This window comes from Niveispirillum sp. FG156 (assembly GCF_057809555.1).
This window is the reverse complement of sequence record NZ_JBMDKE010000014.1, coordinates 103,972-123,095: the sequence shown is the minus strand read 5'-3', so window position 1 is coordinate 123,095 and position 19,124 is coordinate 103,972. Positions and strand designations below refer to the sequence as shown.

The window sequence follows — 19,124 nt, the reverse complement described above, 5'->3', positions numbered from 1 at the left end:
TTCGCCTCCAAAAGTTGGCCCGCCCCTTGCAGTAGTGGTTGCCAGTTGGAAATCCGAATGAATGAAAGAACCAGAATATGGTTGCGATCAATTCCATTGGCCCGATCAGCGAACTGACGACGAAGAAGATGGCGGCCCTGACCGCTGATCAGATCCGTTCCTTCTCGCTGAGCGATATCGGTGAATTGACGAAGACGCAGATCGCAGCCGTGTCGGTCAAGCAGATCAGCGGGTTTTCCGCCGAACAGATCGGTGCCTTGAACAGCAGCCAGATCGGCTTTACCGCCGCGCAACTGGCCGCGATGAATGACGATCAGTTCAACGCGTTCGAGGCCGAGGATATCGCGGCCATGAATGTGGCGCAGATACGGGGGCTGACACCACGGGAAGTGTCGCTTCTGACCCCGGAAAAAATTGCCGCCCTGTCTGCGTCCCAGATTACCGCCTTCACCGCCCCGCAGATCAAGGCTTTCCGCACCGATCAGCTGGACGCGTTCAGCACCGATCAGATCGGCGCCTTTTCCGGCGCACAGCTGGCCGCCATGACCGGTGATCAGCTGAACAGCCTGTCCGAACCGCAGCTGAACGCTGTTTCCACCACGAAGCTGAAAAGCCTGACGACGGCGCAGCTGCGCCTGCTGAACAGCGATACGATGGGCCGGCTGACCACCGCGCAGGTGACGGCCCTGACCGCCAATCAGGTGAAAAGCCTGTGGCCGGAACAGCTGAACGCGCTGGATAGCGTGCAATGGACGGGCTTCACGGCCTCGCAGATCGGCAGCCTGACCGCGACCCAGCTGAAGGGCCTGTCGACCGACTCTGTGTCCGGCCTGTTGAGCAGCCAGTTGAAGGGCCTGACCGCCACCCAGATTTCATCGCTGAACACGACGCAGTTCGCCGCCCTGTCGGGTGAGCAGGTGGCGGAATTCAGCAGCGCGCAGATGAAGGGCATCAACCAGGCACAGTTCGCCGCCATGACGGATGAACAGCTTGTCTCCTTCTCCCCCTCCCAACTGACGGCCATGACGGCGGCGCAGGTGAAGTGGCTGTCGCCGGAACAGCTGTCGACCCTGTCGACCGATCAGATCGCCGGCTTCAACGCCACACAGATGGCGTCGCTGTCCACGGCACAGTTCGCGGGTCTGAATGCCGACCAGATCGGCGCCCTGACCCCGGCACAACTTGCCTCCCTGTCGGCGGCAAAGATCGCCACCCTGACAGGCGCCAAGCTGTCGGCCATGAGCACGACGCAGATGGCGGGCCTGACGGCCAACCAGATCCGGGCCTTCACCGCCGATCAGCTGTCCAACCTGACCGATGATCAGTTCGCGGGCATGGGCAAGGCGCAGATCGCCGCCCTGACCACCACCCAGATCAAGTCCCTGGCGGAAGGCCAGCTTGCCGGTATCACCACGACCCAGATCGCGGGCCTGTCCGCCGGCCAGATCGGCGCGCTGACGCCGGAGCAGGTGTCCGGTCTGGGGGATACGCAGGTTACGGCGCTGACGCCCGAACAGCTGCGCGCCCTGACCACGACCCAGCTGAACGCCCTGGGTAGCGAACAGATCGGTGCCCTGACGGCGCGCCAGGTCGCGGCCTTCAGCCCCACCCAGGTCCGTGGCCTGTCGCAGGACCGGCTGGTCGATCTTTCCACCACGCAGTTGAATGCCTTGACGGCGGCGCAGCTGGCCTCCCTGACCGCCACGCAGATGGGATCGCTGACCGATACGCAGCTGGCGGGTTTGACCACCACGCAGCTGCGCAACTTCACGGCCACGCAGGTCGGCGCCCTGACACCCGAACAGATGGCGACGCTGGGCACCACCACCCTGTCGGAACTGAGTGCCGCGCAGGTGCGGGGCCTGTCGGGTTCGCAGGTCATGGCCATGAACAGCACCCAGCTGTCGGCCCTGACCCGCACGCAGGTCGCCAGCCTGACGGCGACCGCCCTGTCCGGCCTGACCAACGCGCAGATTTCCGCCCTGACGGCGGAACAGCTGGCGGGGTTGACCACGACACAGATGGCCGCCCTGAATGACGGGCAGGTGGCGGGCCTGACCGCCGACCATATCGCCAATTTCAGCAATGATCAGGTCAAGGCCCTGTCGCCGGCAGCACTGGCCGCCCTGTCGGCGGATCAGGTGGCGTCCTTGTCCGCCACCCAGATTGCCACCCTGTCCGCCACCCAGGTCAAGGGCATGACCGCCGATCAGATCGGCAGCCTGACGACAACGCAGCTGGCCGGCATGACCACGACCGGCATCAGCAGCCTGACCACCACCCAAATCTCCGCCCTGACCGGCGACCAGATCGCCAGCCTGTCGGCGGCCCAGATCAAAAGCCTGTCATCGGCCCAGATCGCGGTTCTGCAGGCCGAAGAGATCACGGCCCTGACGCCCGAACAGATCAGCCAGATGTCGGTGGCCCAGGTGAAGGGCCTGACGACCGATCAGATATCGCTGCTGACCAACGATCAGGCCGCGGGCCTGACCCCGGCGCAGCTGGCCGAACTGTCGGCGACGCAGCTGAACGCCATGAACGGGGAGCAGTTGGCGGCACTGACGCCTGAACAGATGACGGGCCTGACAGGGACGCAACTGGCCGGCCTTTCCGAGGAACGTATCGGCCGTCTGACCCCGACGCAGATCGCCGGCCTGTCGACCAATCAGGTGAAGGCCCTGACGGTCGGGCAGCTGAACAGCCTGGGCGAATTGCAGATCAAGGCCCTGCGCCCGGAACAGATCGCGGCCATGTCCACGGGCCAGGTGGCGGGGATGAACGGTCTGTTCCTGTCCACCCTGTCCGATGAACAGTTCGGCGGCCTGACCCCGTCGCAGATTTCGGGCCTGACGGTGGAGCAGCTGAACGCCTTCACCGATAGCCGCTTTGCCGGCATTTCCGCCGACCAGTTGAGCAACCTGACCCCCGCCCAGATTGGCGGGTTGAGCCTGAACCGCATCGCCGCTCTGGGCGCGGAACAGTTCGGCAGCCTCAGCGTGGCGCAGCTGCGCGGGTTGAAGGCGGATCAGGTGTCCGTTCTGAATGCTGGTCACATCAATCAGCTGACCGTGGCAAAATTTGCCGAACTGTCGCCCAGCGCCCTTGGTGGGATGACGGCGGATCAGTTGCGCAACCTGAATCCGGAACTGCTGAGCGGGATGACGGCGCCACAGATTGCCGGCCTGTCGCCGGACCAGATGGACGCCCTGTCGCGCGAACAGCTGGGCGGCCTGACAGCCACGCAGCTGGGCGGTTTCACGGCGGCACAGCTGGCCTCCCTCAGCCCGGATCAATTGTCGGGGTTCAGTCCCGATCAGATCGGATTGCTGCCGACCGCGGCTATTGCCGGCCTGACGTCTGGGCAGATCGGGTCCTTGTCCGCCGACCGTTTGCAGGGCTTGACCCCGTCACAGATCGGCGTGCTGACGACCGCGCAGATGGCCGGTTTCGGCAGCGAACAGGTGGACGCCCTGACGGAAGATCAGGTCAAGGCCCTGTCGCCGGCACAGTTTGCCGCCATCGACCCGGTCACCATGCCGATGCTGCGTGCCGACCAGATCCAGGCGATGAGCGTCGGACAGTTCGCGGCGCTGGGCAGCGCCCATATCGGCAGCTTCTCCGAATTCCAGTTCCATGTGATGTCGCCGACCCAGATCGGGGGGGTCAGCACCGCTGCCGCCGCCGGCCTGCGCCATCCGCAGCTCAACAACATGACATCGGCGCAGATCGGCGCCCTGTCGGCCGCCCATATCAAGGCCATTCCGGCCACGCAGCTGTCCGGCATGGATAATGAGCGGCTGATCATGCTGAGCGCCACCCAGGTGGGGGGCATGACCGCCGCCCAGGTGAACGCCTTGTCCACCGATCAGATCAGCCGGCTGTCCAATACCCAGATCGCCGCCATTCAGCCGTCGGTTATCAGCGGCATGTCGTCGGGCCTGCTGAACGCCCTGTCCACCACCCAGATTGCGGCGTTGAGCACGCAGCAGGTGGCGGCCCTGACGGCGGATCAGACAGCGGCGCTGGATGCCACCAAGTTCCACGCCATTGCCAGCGGTCGCCTGTCCTCCATGACGGCGGGCCAGATCGGCGCCTTGACGCAGGCCCAGATCCAGGCCTTCACCACGACGGAGATCGCCTCCCTGACCTCCACGCAGTTGGGCGGCCTGACGGCGACGCAGGCGGCCTATCTGACCAATGACAAGGTTGCTGTCCTGGACACGAACCAGATCAAGGGCCTGTCCAACGGCTTTGTCGCGGCACTGAGCACGCAGCAGGTGGGTGTGCTGTCGGGATCGCAGCTGAACGCCCTGACCAGCGCGCAGTTCGGGGCCGTGACCCCGACCCAGATCGCCGCCCTGTCGCCGACGCAGCTGGGCCAGCTGACGGCCAGCCGCCTGAACGAGATGAGCGCTACGCAGCAGGCATCGATCACGGGCCTGCAGTTCGACCAGCTGTCCAGCACGCAGCTGTCGGGTCTGGCCACCACCTTCCTCAGCCGCATGACCTCTACGCAGCTGGGCTCCATGCTGACCACCCAGATATCCGCCCTGTCGGCGGATCAGCTGGGGGCGCTGGCGCCGTCGGCACTGGCGGGGCTCAGCAACGGGCATATCGGCGTCCTGTCCTCCACCCAGGTGGCGGGCATGAGCAATGCCCAGCTTCAGGCCCTGTCGGTGGAACAGGTGCAGTCGATGACTACGGGCGCGGTCGGCGGCCTCAGCGCCGGTCAGCTGTCGGGCCTGCTGCGGGTGCAGCTGCGCGGCATGACGAACCAGCAGATCGCGGCCCTGTCGCCGGGTCAGATCGGCGGGATCAGCAATGCCCAGGTCGCCAACCTGTCGGGAACGCAGCTTCAGTCCCTGACGACCGTGCAGTTCGCACAGCTGACGCCGGGCCAGATCGCCGCCATGTCCACCACCCAGACCGGCAGCCTGACGCCTGCGCAGGTGGGGCAGTTGAGCGCCCTGCAGATCACCGGTCTGACGGCGGCACAGGTGGCGGGCCTGAGCAGCGGTCAGATCGCGTCCCTGTCGACCTATCAGATCCACTCCATGTCCACGACCCAGATTTCCGCCTTCACCCCGGCCCAGGTGTCGGGCATGACGGCGGAACAGCAACAGGCGCTTCAGGACGCGGTGGCGTGATGTAAGCGTTCCCTCAGGCGCCGGGCGCCCACATCCGTGGGCTTGGGCTTACGCCGCATGGGCGGCGCGGCGGCAGTCGCCGCCGTATTTTCAGGCCTCTCAAGCCTCAGATGGCGGCGCGGCGGGCGAATTCGGTGCGCTTGGCCGCGACCTCCATCTGGGCGCGCTGCAGGGCTTCCAGCTCCGTGGCGGTCAGCAGGTTTTCGATGACCGTGCCCAGATGGTGATGCATGGCGGCGCGGGCCTTGCGCGGGTCGCGGGTGCGCAGCGCGTCGACAATATCGCGGTGATCATCGATCAGGGGGCGTACCCCCACCTCCCGCGAGCGTTCCAGCATGGTCCGGCACAAAGGTGACTTGTCGCGCACATCCCACAGGGTTTCGACCACCAGGGTGATGGCGCTGTTGCGCGTACTTTTGGCGATGGCGACATGGAAGCGGCGGTCGGCCTTCTCGCCCGACACGTTCTTCAGGTTTTCGTCGGCCATGTCGGCCAGGATGACATCCAGTTCCGCCAGTTCCGCATCCGTGATGGTCGTTGCGGCCAACGCCGCTGCCTCCCCCTCGAACAGGCGCCGTGCCTCGGTCAGTTCGAAGGCACCGATATCCAGGTCCTGGGCGGCGGCGGCCATCGCCCCCTCTGGCCGGCGGTTGGTGACATAGATGCCCGACCCGTGGCGCGGCTCCACCAGACCCATGATGTCCAGCGCGATCATCGCCTCACGCACCGTGGGGCGGCTCACCTCGAACTCCTCCGCCAGATCACGCTCGGGCGGCAGGCGCTGACCGGGCTTGTAGGTGCCGGACTGGATGGCGGTGGAGATGGCCGTGACGACTTTCTGGTAAAGCTTGCGGCCGTCGTTTTGCGGGTTCATGGCGGGGGAGCTTCTGATCGATGGGGCGGGGATGATAGCGCAACCAGCGGGGCCGCGCCAACCGCATTGGTTAATGTCCTGGCCAATCTGGTCATGCCAATGCCGAAGCGTCAGGTGACAGGCATCCCGGTCAGGCCGCGATGGGCCACGACCCGGCGCAACGCCGCCTCCACCGTGGCTTTCTCATCCGCCGTCAGGATGGCGAAGAACTCCGCCTCGTTCTGATCGGCCAGCCGGGCCAGGGTGGGGACCAGGGCACTGCCGGCATCGGTCAGGGCCAGGGTGTGGGCGCGGCCATCATCGGGGTCGGCGGTGCGGGCCAGCAGCCCCTTGTCCAGCAGCCGGTCGGCCAGCTTGGAAATGGCCCCCCGCGTCATGCCCATGCGGTCGGCCAGCCGCGACGGGGGCAGGGGGGCAATCCCATGCAGCTCCCGCAGCATCACCCATTCCGCCACCGTCACCCCCTGTCCGTCCAGCCGGCGGGCAAAGGCGGCGGAGACATGGTTGGACACCAGCCGCAGCCAGAAACCCAGATGATCCTGTAGCCCGGCGGGGGCCGTATCGGTCGGCATTGCATCCTCCTTGTTGACAAGGAAACTAGCCATCGGACCAAGCCCGATCAACCGCCCTGTGCGACGGCGGGGGGAGCTGTTATCAAGGGGGACCCACCCCTTGCCGAAGATGTCAGGCCCATGCCGACCCTGTTCACGATCCTGCCGTTTGAGACGATGGTCACCTTTGTCACGGCGGCTGTGCTGCTGGCCTTTGCCCCCGGCCCGGACAATCTGTTCGTCCTGACGCAATCGGCGCTGAAGGGGCCGTGGAAGGGCGTGGTGGTGACCTTGGGCCTGTGTACCGGGCTGATCGTGCATACGGTGGCCGTGGCGCTGGGTGTGGCGGTGGTCTTCCAGACCTCCATGCTGGCCTTTACCGGACTGAAGATCGTGGGCGCGCTGTACCTGCTGTATCTGGCCTGGGGTGCGTTCCGGGCGAAGCCGGAGGCGCTGGGGACGGGTGCTGCGGAGGCACCGGGCGAATGGGGCCGGCTGTACCGGCGCGGCATCCTGATGAACATCACCAACCCCAAGGTCGCCATCTTCTTCCTGGCCTTCCTGCCGCAATTCACGGCCCCCGACCGGGGCAGCGTGACGGTGCAGATGTTCGCGCTGGGCGGATTGTTCATCCTGTCGGCGCTCGCCGCCTTCTCCACCATCGCCTTTGCCGCCGGGGGGATCAGCCGATGGCTGCGCGCATCCGACCGGGGGCAGGTCCTGCTGAACCGGCTGGCCGGGGTGGTGTTCGTCGGGCTGGCCGTGAAGCTGGCGATGGCGGAGAGATAGCGCTGTTTTCGGTTCGCCGGAAACAGGGCCGGCGGCGACTGCCGCCGCGCCGCCCATGCGGCGTAAGCCAAGCTGCGGATGCAGCGCCGGCGATTGAGGAACCTGCATGAACATCATGGTACGGGTTCGGTCCAGACCTTGAACCCCGCCAATGTGTTGGCCCCGAACGTGTGGGTCAGGGGGACATCGGCGGCGTCGCGGCCCGTGGCGATCAGGATGCGGCCCTGGCGCCGCTGATTATTGCGCGGGTCGAACACATGCCAGCGCCCGCCCAGATACACCTCCATCCAGGCCGCGAAATCCATCTCCCCATAGGGTGGGGGTTGTCCGATATCGCTGATATAGCCGGTGCAGTAGCGGGCGGGGATGTTCATGGCCCGGCAGAAGGCGACGGCCAGATGCGCATAATCCCGGCACACGCCGCGACGCTCCGCATAGGCCTCCGACGCGGTGCGGGTGGGGCGGGAATGTTCATAGCCGAAGCGGATATGGGCATGCACAAAATCGCAGATGGCCTGTACCCGGCCCCAGCCCATCGGCGCGCCGGCGAACAGCCGCCAGGCCTCCGCCGACAGGTTATCCGTCTCGCAATAGCGGCTGGGCAGCAGATAGAGCAGCGTGTCGGCGGGCAAATCCTGTACCGCATGCTGCACCGCCGAAAAATCGACGGGGTCGGGCAGGCCGTCATCGCGGATGATGGTATCGGTGCCCAGCACCAGCCGCCCCGCCGGCGCCACCAGCCGCGAACACCAATTGCCGAAACTGTCGCGGTAGGAGGTGACGGGCAACGCCGGATGGGTGATCAGATGATCAGGCCGCTCCAGCTGCGCCACGCGCGAATAATGCACGTTCAGCATGACGATCATCGCCGTTTCGTGCGGGAAATCATAGGTCAACTGGCAACCCAGATGGATACGCGGCATGCCGCCCCCTGTGGTCGGAAGTGTCTGCCGGACAAGCGGAACCGTTCCCCCTGCTGTCTTGATGACCGCGCCCCCGACAGGACCCGATGACCACGCCCGACCCGACCAGGGACGCGGGGTCCATGCTACGCCCCATGTTGCACTGCGGCCATGGTTAAAGCGGGGGCGGCGTGGGAATTCGGCGGGGGCCGGGACGCGGCGGGCCTGTGCAACGCTGTGGAACACGAATGGTGGTGCGGTTTCGTGGGCGGCGGACGGGGCCGTCTGCGCAACCCTATGAAACAGGGGGAGAGGCGGGGTTGCACGGAAGTACGGACGGGCCAGGGCGGAAAACCGGGCGTTTGCCGGGGCCGGGCGGGGTTCTGCGCAACGCTGTGAAACACGGTGGGGGCCGGTGTTGCACAGGGTGCGGCGGGGCGGGTGGGGCCTGTGCAACCGTGTGGAACAGGTTTTTGGTGTCTCACCCATGGGGTGCAGTGCCATCCACGCAACGCTGTGCAACATCGGGCGATGGGATGTTTCACAGGGGATGGGGGCGTGGGTCGCCTGGGGAGGCGGCGGCGTTGTGGGGCGATGCGGCGGCGGCAGGGCGGGAGGCATGGGGGTGCCGTTGGATTGGTTGATAGGATGAAAAGCCTATCATGGATGGGGGTGTGGCGGACAGAGTTAGGGCGGGTGGCGGCTTGACCTAACTGTCAGGAAGCCCACCATCCCTCATCCTCATCCCGGCGGAAGCCGGGACCCAGGAGCCAAGGGCACAGTAAATCGACGCCCCGTGCGCGTCAGCGCGGTTCCAGCCCTTCCCAGGCGGCCAGTTCATCGTCGAGCAGTGGTTCCCGGAAGTCCGGGGCCGTACCCAGCTTGCCGTTCAGCACGCCGATCTTGAAGGTGGGGGCTTTCGGGTCGCTCGTTGTCCCACCGTGGTGCAGCGGAGGGGCGTTTTGATGCGTCGTGTTATCCATGATCCGCCCCACCCGTCCCCTGCCGCGAACTCGAATAGGGTGGCAGACGAGGCGGGAGAGGGGAAGGGCCTTTGCCGGTTTGCCGCTGGCATGCGATACTCACCCTGTAGACAACCTGCGGGAACGACGGCGATGCGATCCGTACCGGTGCCGGGCCATCTGGGGCGGTTTGTTGATGAACTGGTGGCGCGGGGTGATTACCCCGATGCCGGTGCCGTGATGCAGGCTGCCATTCAGGCCCTGCGTGACCGTGACAACGCGGTTGAGCAATGGCTGCGCGATGAGGTTGCCCCGACATTTGATGCCATGAAGGCCGACCCGGCGCAGGGGATCAAGGCGGCGGATGTGCAGGCGGCGATAGTGGCGCACCATGCGAGAATGCTTGATTTTTATCTACAGCAAATTTGATGTTATTCTATTTGAGGCTTAATTGCAAATACGGCTTCCGTCATGGAGTACATAATCAAAATGTACCAGATCACTATAAATACGGCTGTTCCATTTATGATTGCATGTAATATTTCGTTTTTATCGCAATTTGGAATCAGGGGCTTGATTATCACTAATATTAATCCAAGCATAAAGAGGCCGATTAGCCATTTGATGGCAACTCGAAGACCTTTTCTGGTTTCATGGAACCCCTCTTTTTTGCTCTTTTCTTCGATTTGGTTTAAGGATAAGTGTATTTGCCCTGCGGATGCGAGGGTAATTGCAATGATTACGCCAAGTAGGTTGAGAAATTCGTGGTTAACAAATCCAAGAAGAAATGTATTTTTATTTGATATCAGGCCCGGTTTGAGCAATGAAATTGCCATTATCAATAAAAAAGTTGTGACAAGAATTCCATATCCAAGCCTTCTGCTCATATTAATCCCCTTTTCTTCTGAACATCCACTCTATTAGATTACTCCACATGCTATTTTCATCGACACCATTTGTCATATCGTTAGGTACAGATATTTTTTTACCTCTCTTCTTTGAGTTAAATGTTAAGCCCTTCTTGGTTTTTGCTTTAATTATGCCGCCACCCTCTGCTGCGTGGTTTGCGGTTGTTTCTACTCTTTCTGTATCTAGTTTTAGTCCATCTTGGTTTTCAATTGTAAATTTTGCCTTTTGAACATTTTCGTTTTGTTTTAACTCCCGCATTTCTTTATCAATATTATCCCTTATGCCAAACATGTTCGGCGCTACTAACTCAAATGTGACAGAAGTAATTTCTCCTTTGTTGGATCTGACGAAATCCATAAAGTCACTTGGGTCCAGAATTGGATTGGAATCAATTCGATATGGGGATGGTGGATCACTAGAGAAATTTATATGATGTGAAAGTGAATCCAACAGCGAAACCGGATTTCCAACTTTATTATTACACTCTACTGCCAATTTCTGGCCATCAGAGTGATGTCGTGGATCAATGATTATGTCAACAGCCTGCCATTGATCACGCGCGGTGTCGATAAATTCCTGATCTGGTGGCTCGTTCTCTCTGACAATTATTTTTCGTCCGATACGACCTACAATAAAAGTGGAGTCTGGGCTCCTCGCAGGTACATAATAGTAAAGATTTCCCATATGAAAGAACTGTATTTTTACACCAAGTGCAGCCCGAAGCCACTCTTCCCTATTTAAAGACGTACCTTGTGATCTTCCGAATTCGAAGGCATCCATTTGCTCACGGTAAAATAGCATCCATCTGATCATTTCAAACTTCAATTTTCCCTCCACGAAAATGAATTCGCATTTTATATCAATACCCTCTTTGCTTGTCTACAATAGCAATTTATGGGTGCATTCTATTGTATGCGGCGCTAACGTTTTTGAAACATTACTGTCAACGCGTTCAAAACAACCGTCGATCAAACGGCACCCGCATCGCCTCCTCAATCCTGAACCCGCCCGCCTCTGCATGAAGCGGGTTCAGGAGCAGGTTCCAGACGCCGGGGATGATGGCGCTGGGGACGCGGAGCAGGCAGGTTTCGCTCCCGGCCAGCCATTCATCCCCAACCCGGCGTGTGATGGCGGGGTTGTCCATCCAATTGTCGGGCACGGCGGGGCAGTCGGTGATGGGGGCGTCACCGACGACTTTCAGCAGGGTGTAATGGGTGGGCAGGTCCTCGACCTGCGTGACCTCGATATGGACCAGCACCTCCAGCAAGGCGCCGGGCTGGCTTTCGGCCAGATAGACGATGGGGCGGCCCCGGCTGTGCCAGCGGCCGGCGGCTTTCAGACCGCCGATGCCGCGCAGGTCGGCATGGTTGCTGATCCGCCAGAGGATCACGCGAAATAACCCTCGTCGATGCTGTAGAGCAGTTCTTCAACCGCGCGCGCGCCGGGTTCGGTGTCGAGAAGGTCAATCGGGGCCTCGTTACCCAAGCTGCGTTTGGGGGAGGTCAGCCAGGACAGGGCCTTCTGCCGGTCGCCCATCACGGTTTCGGCCAGGGCCAGGATGCTGGCGACGCGGTAGGCGCGTTCGCTTTCTTCCTGGGTTAACGGTTCCTGCCGCTGGCGGCGATGTTCCAGGGTGCGGCGGGGGATGACGCGGTGCAGGGTGCCGAAATCGATCCCGGCCCGGCCCAGGCGGGCGATGACTTCCGGCGGAAAGCGGTTGCGGACCAGACGCATGGCGTCCAGGTCGGACGCCGGGCGTTCGGCTAGCCCCAAGAGGCTGCCGACGATTTCCCATTGGCGGTCCTGAAGCGTCAGGTCGGTCATGGTCTGCCCTTCCGCAGGTTGCGCCGTTCAATATGGCATCTTGCGGAGGGAGGGGCAAGGTTTGGGGCGGGGGGCGTACGGACGGGGCGGGAGTCATATCGGCGCTGATCGCGCCTGACGCTGGGTCCCGGCTTTCGCCGGGATGACGAAGGGGGGACGTGAAGTGTTTGGGGCGGGGCTCCCTCACCCTCCCAAGCCTTGGCAGGCTTGGGCCCCTCCCTCTCCCACGTTCGTGGGCGAGGGGCGGAAAGGAGGGGGGCGTGGGGGGCTTTACGCCGCCGTCACCGCTGCCCGCTCCGCTGCGTCGGGGTCGTAGTTCAGGTTGGGGGCTAGCCAGCGTTCCATGTCGGGTAGGCTCATGCCCTTGCGGGCGGCGTAGTCGGTGACCTGGTCGCGTTCGATCTTGGCGACGCCGAAATACTTGGCGTCGGGGTGGGCGAAGTACCAGCCGCTGACCGCTGCCGTGGGAAGCATGGCGAAGCTTTCGGTCAGGGTGATGCCGGCGATATTGGTGGCGTCCAGCAGGCGGAACAGGGTGGATTTTTCCGTGTGGTCGGGGCAGGCGGGGTAGCCGGGGGCGGGGCGGATGCCGCGATATTGTTCGGCGATCAACTGCTCGTTGGTCAGTTCCTCACCCGCCGCGTAACCCCACAGCTCGGTACGCACACGTTCATGCAGGCGTTCGGCGAAGGCCTCCGCCAGGCGGTCGCCCAGGGCCTTCAGCAGGATGGCGCTGTAATCATCGTGCGCGGCCTCGAACGCCTTGGCGCGTTCATCCAGGCCGATGCCCGCCGTGCAGGCGAAGCCGCCGATCCAGTCGGCCACACCGCTGGATTTGGGCGCGATATAGTCGGCCAGTGACAGGTGGGCGCGGTCGCGGCCGGGGTCGCGGGCCATCTGCTGCCGCAGCATGTGCAGGCGGTCCAGGACATTCGTGCGCGTGGCGTCGGTGTACAGCTCGATATCGTCGCCGACGCTGTTGGCGGGCCACAGCGACACGACGGCGTTGGCGCGCAGCCATTTTTCGCCCACGATCCTTTGCAGCATGGCCTGGGCATCGGCCCAGAGTGCGCGCGCACTCTCGCCGACCTTCGCATCGTCCAGGATGGCGGGGAAATTGCCGTGCAGTTCCCAGGCCTGGAAGAAGGGTTTCCAGTCGATGCGGGCGACCAGTTCGGCCAGATCGTAATCGTCAAACACCGTCACGCCGGGCTTCAGCGGCTGCGGCGCGCTGTAGCTGGCCCAGTCCAGTTTCAGGGCGTTGGCGCGGGCCTGGGTGAAGGGCAGGCGGGCGCGGGAAAGCTGGCTGGCGGCATGTGCCTCGCGCATGGCGGCGTAATCGGCCTTGGTCTTGGCGGTATAGACGGGGCCGTTGGTGGGGCTCAGCAGGCTTTGCGCCACGCCGACGGCGCGGCTGGCATCCAGCACATGCACCACGGGGCCGTCATAGTTGGGGTCGATCTTGACGGCGGTGTGGACCTTGGACGTGGTGGCCCCGCCGATCAGCAGGGGCATTTTCATGCCCGTACGCTGCATCTCGCGGGCCACGAACACCATCTCGTCCAGCGACGGGGTGATCAGGCCGGACAGGCCGATGATGTTGCAATTATGGGCCTTGGCCTCGTCCAGGATGCGGGCGCAGGGGACCATGACGCCCAGGTCCACGACCTCAAAATTATTGCACTGAAGCACCACGCCGACGATGTTCTTGCCGATATCGTGGACGTCGCCCTTCACGGTGGCCATCAGGACGCGGCCCGCCGGTTCGGACTTGGCCCCGTCCTTCTCCGCCTCGATATAGGGCAGCAGCCAGGCCACGGCCTTTTTCATGACGCGGGCGGATTTCACCACCTGGGGCAGGAACATCTTGCCGGCGCCGAACAGGTCGCCGACCACGTTCATGCCGTCCATCAGGGGGCCTTCGATGACGTGCAGGGGGCGTTCGGCGGCCAGACGCGCCTCTTCGGTGTCGTCATTGATATATTCGTCGATGCCGTGGACCAGGGCGTGGGCCAGACGTTCCCTGACGGGCAGGCTGCGCCAGGAAAGGTCGGCGGCCTTTTTCTTCTCACCGCCCTTATACTTGTCGGCCACTTCCAGCAGGCGGTCGGTGGCATCATCGCGGCGGTTGAGGATCACATCCTCTACCCGCTCCCGCAGCTCTTCCGGGATATCGTCATAGACGGGCAGTTCGCCGGCATTGACGATGCCCATATCCATGCCCGCCGGGATGGCGTGGTAGAGGAACACGGAGTGCATCGCGGCACGCACAGTATTGTTGCCGCGGAAGCTGAACGAGACGTTGGACAGGCCGCCGGAGATGTGGGCGCCGGGGCATTCGCGGCGGATGTCGCGCGTCGCCTCGATAAAGTCGACGGCGTAGTTATTGTGCTCCTCGATACCGGTCGCGACGGCGAAGATGTTGGGGTCGAAGATGATGTCTTCGGGCGGGAAGCCGACCTTGTTCACCAGCACATCGTAGGAGCGTTTGCAGATTTCCAACTTGCGAGCGCGCGTGTCGGCCTGACCCTTCTCGTCAAAGGCCATGACGACGACAGCGGCACCGTAGCGGCGGATCTTCTTCGCCTGGGCGACGAAAAGCTCCTCGCCCTCCTTCAGGGAGATGGAATTGACGATGGGCTTGCCCTGGACATTTTTCAGGCCTGCCTCGATCACGCTCCATTTGGAGCTGTCGATCATCACCGGCACGCGGGCGATGTCCGGCTCCGACCCGATCAGGCGCAGGAAACGGACCATGGCCGCCTCGCTGTCCAGCATCGCCTCGTCCATGTTGACGTCGATCACCTGCGCGCCGTTGGTCACCTGCTCGCGCGCGACGTCCAGCGCGGCCTCGTAATTGCCGTCCAGGACCAGCTTCTTGAACTTGGCCGAGCCGGTGACGTTCGTGCGCTCGCCGATATTGATGAAGCTGGCGGTGCGGGGGGCGGTGGTCATGATCGGTCTCGGGGGCTAGGGGTGCTTGGGGGCAGGTAGGAGGCGTGTTATGTTAGGAAAATGGCCGACCGGGAGGTGGCGATGGGATATGTAGCTGTACTGTCGACAAAACTGGATGCCGATACGTTCGAGCGGCTGAGCGCCCGCGCCCAGCAGCATGGACGGTCGCTGGACGATGAAGTGCTGGCCATTCTGGCCGATGTCGCCAGCACGGTCCCGGATGAGGCCATCCCGCAGAAACCCACCCGACAACCCGGACTGGGGACACAGATATCTGCCCTGTTCGCTGGTTCCGGATATGGGTTTCGGGAACAGGAAATACCGGAATTGCGGGGCGGTAACTGGCAGGTGCCTGACTATTCAAAATGATCGTACTGGATACGAACATAATCTCCGCCATAACGGCGGAAACGCCTGATCCGACTATCGTTCGCTGGTTGGATGCGCAGTTCGCAGCTGAACTGATTACAACGACGGTGACGGTATTCGAACTTTGGGCCGGGGTGGAGCGGCTGGATGCTGGTCGCCGCCGTGATGCATTGGCCGAACGCACCAAGATTTTGCTATCGGAGTTGCTGATCCAGCGGCCTCTGGTTCTGTCGGAACAGGCGGCACAACTGGCGGCAACCTTGCACGGGCGACGCAAGCGGGTGGGTATGGTCGTGGACCACCGTGACACCATGATCGCCGGCATCTGCCTTGCCCATGGCGCGACGCTAGCCACGCGCAACATCCGGCATTTCGCCGATGCGGGCGTGACATTGGTCGATCCATGGGCAGAAGCTGCGGGCACCTGAGCGGTCCCCCTTAGAATGCGGGCATGGTGAACGGCTCCAGCCCCGACAGGCGCATGGAGCGCTCCGGTTGGGCCGGTTCGCGGGGCGGCAGGCCCTTTATCGATTGGGCGATGGCGCGGATGTGGTCGGGCGTGGAGCCGCAGCAGCCGCCGACGATGTTGACCAGGCCATCCTTGGCCCAGCCCTGAAGGTCGGACGCCATATGTTCGGGCTTTTCGTCATACTGCCCGAACGCGTTGGGCAGGCCGGCATTGGGGTAGGCGGAGACGAAGACATCGGCGATGCGCGACAGTTCCTGGATATAGGGGCGCATCAGATCGGCCCCCAGGGCGCAGTTCAGACCCACGGAGAAGGGCTTCACATGGCGCAGGCTGTTCCAGAACGCCTCCGTCGTCTGACCGGACAGGGTGCGGCCCGACCGGTCGGTGATGGTACCGGAGATCAGGACGGGCAGTTCCAGGCCCTTTTCTTCCAGCACCTCTTCAATCGCGAACAAGGCGGCCTTGGCGTTCAGCGTGTCGAAGATGGTCTCCACCATCAGCAGGTCGGACCCGCCATCGATCAGGCCCGCCGTCTGTTCCTTATAGGCCAGACGCAGTTCATCAAAATCGACGTTGCGGAAGCCGGGGTCGGTGACCACGGGGCTGATGCTGGCGGTGCGGTTGGTGGGGCCAAGGGCGCCTGCGACATAGCGCGGCTGGGTCGGATCGGCGGCCTCTGCCGCGTCGGCGGCCTGGCGCGCCAGCTTCGCCCCTTCGAAATTCAGCTCGTAGGCCAGCTTTTCCATGCCGTAATCGGCGAGCGAAATGCTGGTGGAATTGAAGGTGTTGGTTTCGATGATGTCGGCGCCGGCATCCAGATACTGGGCATGGATATCATAGATGATCTTGGGCTGGGTCACCGACAGCAGGTCGTTATTACCCTTCACATCATGGCCCCAGTCGGCAAAGCGCGTGCCCCGGTAGTCTTCTTCTTGCAGATCGTGCCGCTGAATCATGGTGCCCATGGCGCCGTCGATCACCAGGATACGCTGGCGCGCAATGTCGCGCAGCCGGGACAGCCGTTCAGCCCTGGTCATCTTAAGCCCTCCATCATCCAACCGGCGGGCGCAGGCGCACCACCCCTGGCATTGGTTCTACCGCCGGGGCATCACCCATGCAAACATAAAGATATCTTTATGTGATGATGGCTGACATGCCGGCAGCGCCCACGCTGGGGATGGGGGGAGGGGAAGCGGTCTCCGCCTCCGTCCGGGGGCTGGCGGGCAGGCGCACCTGCACCAGGGTGCCGCCATCCGGGCGGTCGGTCACCGATATGGTGCCGCCCAGGGGGCCTGCCACCAGCGTATAGACCATGTGCAGGCCCAGGCCCGTGCGCCCATCGGCGCGGCCCGTGGTGGTGAAGGGCTCGAACAGGCGGGGGCGGATATCGGGATCAATGCCGACGCCATCATCCTCCACCAGCAGATCGACGGCGCCATCCGGCGTCAGGCCGGCGGCCACGCGGATCATGCCGGAGCGGGCGTCGGGAAAGGCATGGTCCATGCAGTTGGACAGAAGCTGGCCCAGCACCTGGGTCAGGGCGCCGCCATTGGTTTCCAGCACCAGACCCGGCTTGCTTTCCATCACGAACCGCACATGCGGCGCATCGGTTCGCACCTCCATCGCGGGGCGCAACTCACCCAACAGGTCATGCAGATCCAGGCGGCGGGTTTCGTCGGAGCGTTCGGTGGCAATCTGCTTGAAGCTCTGCACCACGGCGGCGGTGCGTTCGACGGTGGTGGTCAGCAGGTTGGCCGCCTCCTTCACCTCTGTCAGGAAATCGGCAAGCTGTCGGCGCGTCATGGTGCCGGCAGCCATCGCCTCCTCCGCCGCTTCAACCTGCTGCGCCAGATGGGTGGCGGTGGTCAGTGCGGTGCCGACGGGGGTGTTCACCTCATGTGCGACACCGGCGACAAGCCGGCCCAGGCTGGCCAGCTTTTCCGACTGCACCAGCCGGTCCTGCGCCAGTTGCAGCCGGTCGACAGTTTCCGACAGATGTTTGGTCCGGTCGGCGACCTGATCCTCCAGCGCGCCATTCAGCGCGGCCAGACGGGCGTTGGACTGCTTGGCCTGATCCAGCATGTGGCGCAGCCGGTCAATCAGCAATGCTGCCTGCAGGAACAGCATGAAGCAGTACCCGGCCTCCATGATGCCGGTGAAGCCGACGCGGTGGACCAGGGCCAGATTGGAAACGCCCAGCACAGTCCAGGCGATGGCCATGGGCAGGGCCAGCGGCTGACGCTGCTTGGCCGCCGTGCCTGTGGCCGCGATCAGGGTCATCAGGGCCAGGATCAGGCCGATGGTGGCGGTCCAGGTCAGCAGCCAGGGGAATTGCAGGGTCCAGAGGCTGGCCACCGGCACAGCCAGGATGAACAGGAAGGAGGGCCAGGCCAGACCCTTGCGCAGGGAGCCGGGGAACAGCAGGGCGGCACTGGCCAGACAGGACAGCCAGACGAAGGGGAACATCACATTGTTGAGGAAACCCAGCAACTGCCCCGGCAGGGAGTACAGAACCTCGCTGCCCAGCGGTGTGTTGGAGGTCAGTTGCACCAGGGCGATGGCCACCGACATGACGGCAAAGACCAAACATTCCCGGTCGCGCGGGCGCAGGACATAGAGGATCAGGTACAAAACGCCGATGGACAGGCAGACCGACAGGAAGGCCGTGCGGAAGGCCAGTTCCTGCTGCCAGTCGCCATACATGCTGTCGGCATCACCCAGCAGCAGGGCGCGCGGAATGCCGCCATAGCCGCCAAAGGCCGCCACCTGCACCGTGATGTCCAGGACCCCATCGATGGGGCCGACGGCGGAGATGGCCTTCTGCCCGGCGCTGTCGGTGCTGTCGGCATCGGTGCCGACATTGCCGGCATAGACGGAGCGTTCGCCATTGACCAGGACGTTCCAGGCCACAAACCGCTGATTATGGCGCATGGCCAGCGGCGGCGCATCCTTGGGCAGCAGCACGCGCAGGTGATAGGTGCCGATACCTTCGGCATTCAGCGGCACGCCATTCACCTTCTGGCTGGTCCAGCGGCCGGGCACGTCCAGCAGGGCGGGCGGCGGGGCGGAGCCGTCGGTGATCTGTGCCGGATTGACCAGACGGTCGCGCCAGAACTGCCAGTCGCCTTCCAGGAAAATCTGCCCGTCATGGCGGAAATCCCAGCCGCGCAGATCGAGCACGCCATCCACGGCCAAGGGCCGTTGCGTGAAGGCGGCGGACAGGCCGACCCACAGGGATGAAAGGATCAATGTCGCGACAAGAGGCGCCCAGAACCAGCGCATCATACCGGAATGGCCCAAATAACGCTGCACGGCCATATTTCCGCACTATCCCGCAAAAGACGTTTCCTGCCTGTGACTTTGCGACAGTCGC

16 protein-coding genes are annotated in these 19,124 nt (G+C 63.3%); 5 read left to right on the top strand and 11 right to left on the bottom strand.

Translation table 11 applies throughout. The annotated features are described in order from the left end of the window. Positions 1-77 precede the first annotated feature (77 nt). Complete coding sequence (locus ACODSP_RS11130) at positions 78-5,147, top strand: hypothetical protein (protein WP_488965662.1); 5,070 nt, start codon at positions 78-80, stop codon at positions 5,145-5,147. Between the two features lie 106 nt (positions 5,148-5,253). Here ACODSP_RS11130 and ACODSP_RS11125 read toward each other — a convergent pair whose 3' ends face one another. After that, a complete protein-coding gene (locus ACODSP_RS11125; protein ID WP_488965661.1) occupies positions 5,254-6,021 on the bottom strand; it encodes a FadR/GntR family transcriptional regulator in 768 nt (255 codons plus the stop codon). A gap of 110 nt (positions 6,022-6,131) precedes the next feature. After that, entirely contained in the window at positions 6,132-6,593 is a 462-nt protein-coding gene (locus tag ACODSP_RS11120; protein ID WP_488965660.1) for a MarR family winged helix-turn-helix transcriptional regulator, read from the bottom strand. 120 nt (positions 6,594-6,713) lie between these two features. Here ACODSP_RS11120 and ACODSP_RS11115 point away from each other — a divergent pair, with 120 nt between their 5' ends. Then, positions 6,714-7,361 (top strand): LysE family translocator, encoded by a 648-nt coding sequence (locus ACODSP_RS11115; RefSeq protein WP_488965659.1) that lies wholly within the window; start codon positions 6,714-6,716, stop codon positions 7,359-7,361. Between the two features lie 113 nt (positions 7,362-7,474). Here the strand turns inward: ACODSP_RS11115 and ACODSP_RS11110 are convergent, their stop codons facing one another. Together ACODSP_RS11110 and ACODSP_RS11105 are read right to left on the bottom strand one after the other, a co-directional pair. Further along, on the bottom strand, positions 7,475-8,284 hold the full coding sequence (locus ACODSP_RS11110) for a transglutaminase-like domain-containing protein (RefSeq protein ID WP_488965658.1): 810 nt from the start codon (positions 8,282-8,284) through the stop codon (positions 7,475-7,477). 782 nt (positions 8,285-9,066) lie between these two features. Continuing rightward, positions 9,067-9,246, bottom strand: coding sequence for a hypothetical protein (locus tag ACODSP_RS11105; protein ID WP_488965657.1), 180 nt, complete (start codon positions 9,244-9,246; stop codon positions 9,067-9,069). 132 nt (positions 9,247-9,378) lie between these two features. Here ACODSP_RS11105 and ACODSP_RS11100 point away from each other — a divergent pair, with 132 nt between their 5' ends. Beyond that, positions 9,379-9,654 carry a ribbon-helix-helix domain-containing protein gene (locus ACODSP_RS11100; protein ID WP_488965656.1) on the top strand — a complete coding sequence of 92 codons (276 nt, stop codon included), beginning with the start codon at positions 9,379-9,381 and terminating at the stop codon, positions 9,652-9,654. 2 nt (positions 9,655-9,656) lie between these two features. Here the strand turns inward: ACODSP_RS11100 and ACODSP_RS11095 are convergent, their stop codons facing one another. The 5 genes from ACODSP_RS11095 to metH form a co-directional block, all read right to left on the bottom strand. Continuing rightward, positions 9,657-10,112, bottom strand: coding sequence for a hypothetical protein (locus ACODSP_RS11095; RefSeq protein ID WP_488965655.1), 456 nt, complete (start codon positions 10,110-10,112; stop codon positions 9,657-9,659). Position 10,113: 1 nt separating this feature from the next. Beyond that, entirely contained in the window at positions 10,114-10,959 is an 846-nt protein-coding gene (locus tag ACODSP_RS11090; protein ID WP_488965654.1) for a hypothetical protein, read from the bottom strand. 127 nt (positions 10,960-11,086) lie between these two features. Next, positions 11,087-11,524, bottom strand: a complete 438-nt coding sequence (locus ACODSP_RS11085) for an RES family NAD+ phosphorylase (protein WP_488965653.1) — start codon at positions 11,522-11,524, stop codon at positions 11,087-11,089. Next, entirely contained in the window at positions 11,521-11,958 is a 438-nt protein-coding gene (locus ACODSP_RS11080; RefSeq protein ID WP_488965652.1) for an Xre family toxin-antitoxin system antitoxin, read from the bottom strand. Before ACODSP_RS11080 ends, ACODSP_RS11085 begins: the two co-directional genes overlap by 4 nt. A gap of 270 nt (positions 11,959-12,228) precedes the next feature. Next, entirely contained in the window at positions 12,229-14,913 is a 2,685-nt protein-coding gene (gene metH, locus ACODSP_RS11075) for a methionine synthase (RefSeq protein ID WP_488965651.1), read from the bottom strand. A gap of 81 nt (positions 14,914-14,994) precedes the next feature. Between metH and ACODSP_RS11070 the strand changes: the two genes are divergently transcribed. Beyond that, positions 14,995-15,282: a FitA-like ribbon-helix-helix domain-containing protein gene (locus ACODSP_RS11070; protein ID WP_488965650.1), complete on the top strand. Its 288-nt coding sequence runs from the start codon at positions 14,995-14,997 to the stop codon at positions 15,280-15,282. Then, entirely contained in the window at positions 15,279-15,710 is a 432-nt protein-coding gene (locus tag ACODSP_RS11065) for a type II toxin-antitoxin system VapC family toxin (RefSeq protein ID WP_488965649.1), read from the top strand. Before ACODSP_RS11070 ends, ACODSP_RS11065 begins: the two co-directional genes overlap by 4 nt. A 10-nt stretch (positions 15,711-15,720) precedes the next feature. Here ACODSP_RS11065 and ACODSP_RS11060 read toward each other — a convergent pair whose 3' ends face one another. Both ACODSP_RS11060 and ACODSP_RS11055 read right to left on the bottom strand, forming a co-directional pair. Then, positions 15,721-16,788, bottom strand: coding sequence for a homocysteine S-methyltransferase family protein (locus ACODSP_RS11060; RefSeq protein WP_488965648.1), 1,068 nt, complete (start codon positions 16,786-16,788; stop codon positions 15,721-15,723). 97 nt (positions 16,789-16,885) lie between these two features. Beyond that, positions 16,886-19,063 carry an ATP-binding protein gene (locus ACODSP_RS11055; RefSeq protein WP_488965647.1) on the bottom strand — a complete coding sequence of 726 codons (2,178 nt, stop codon included), beginning with the start codon at positions 19,061-19,063 and terminating at the stop codon, positions 16,886-16,888. Positions 19,064-19,124 lie beyond the last annotated feature (61 nt).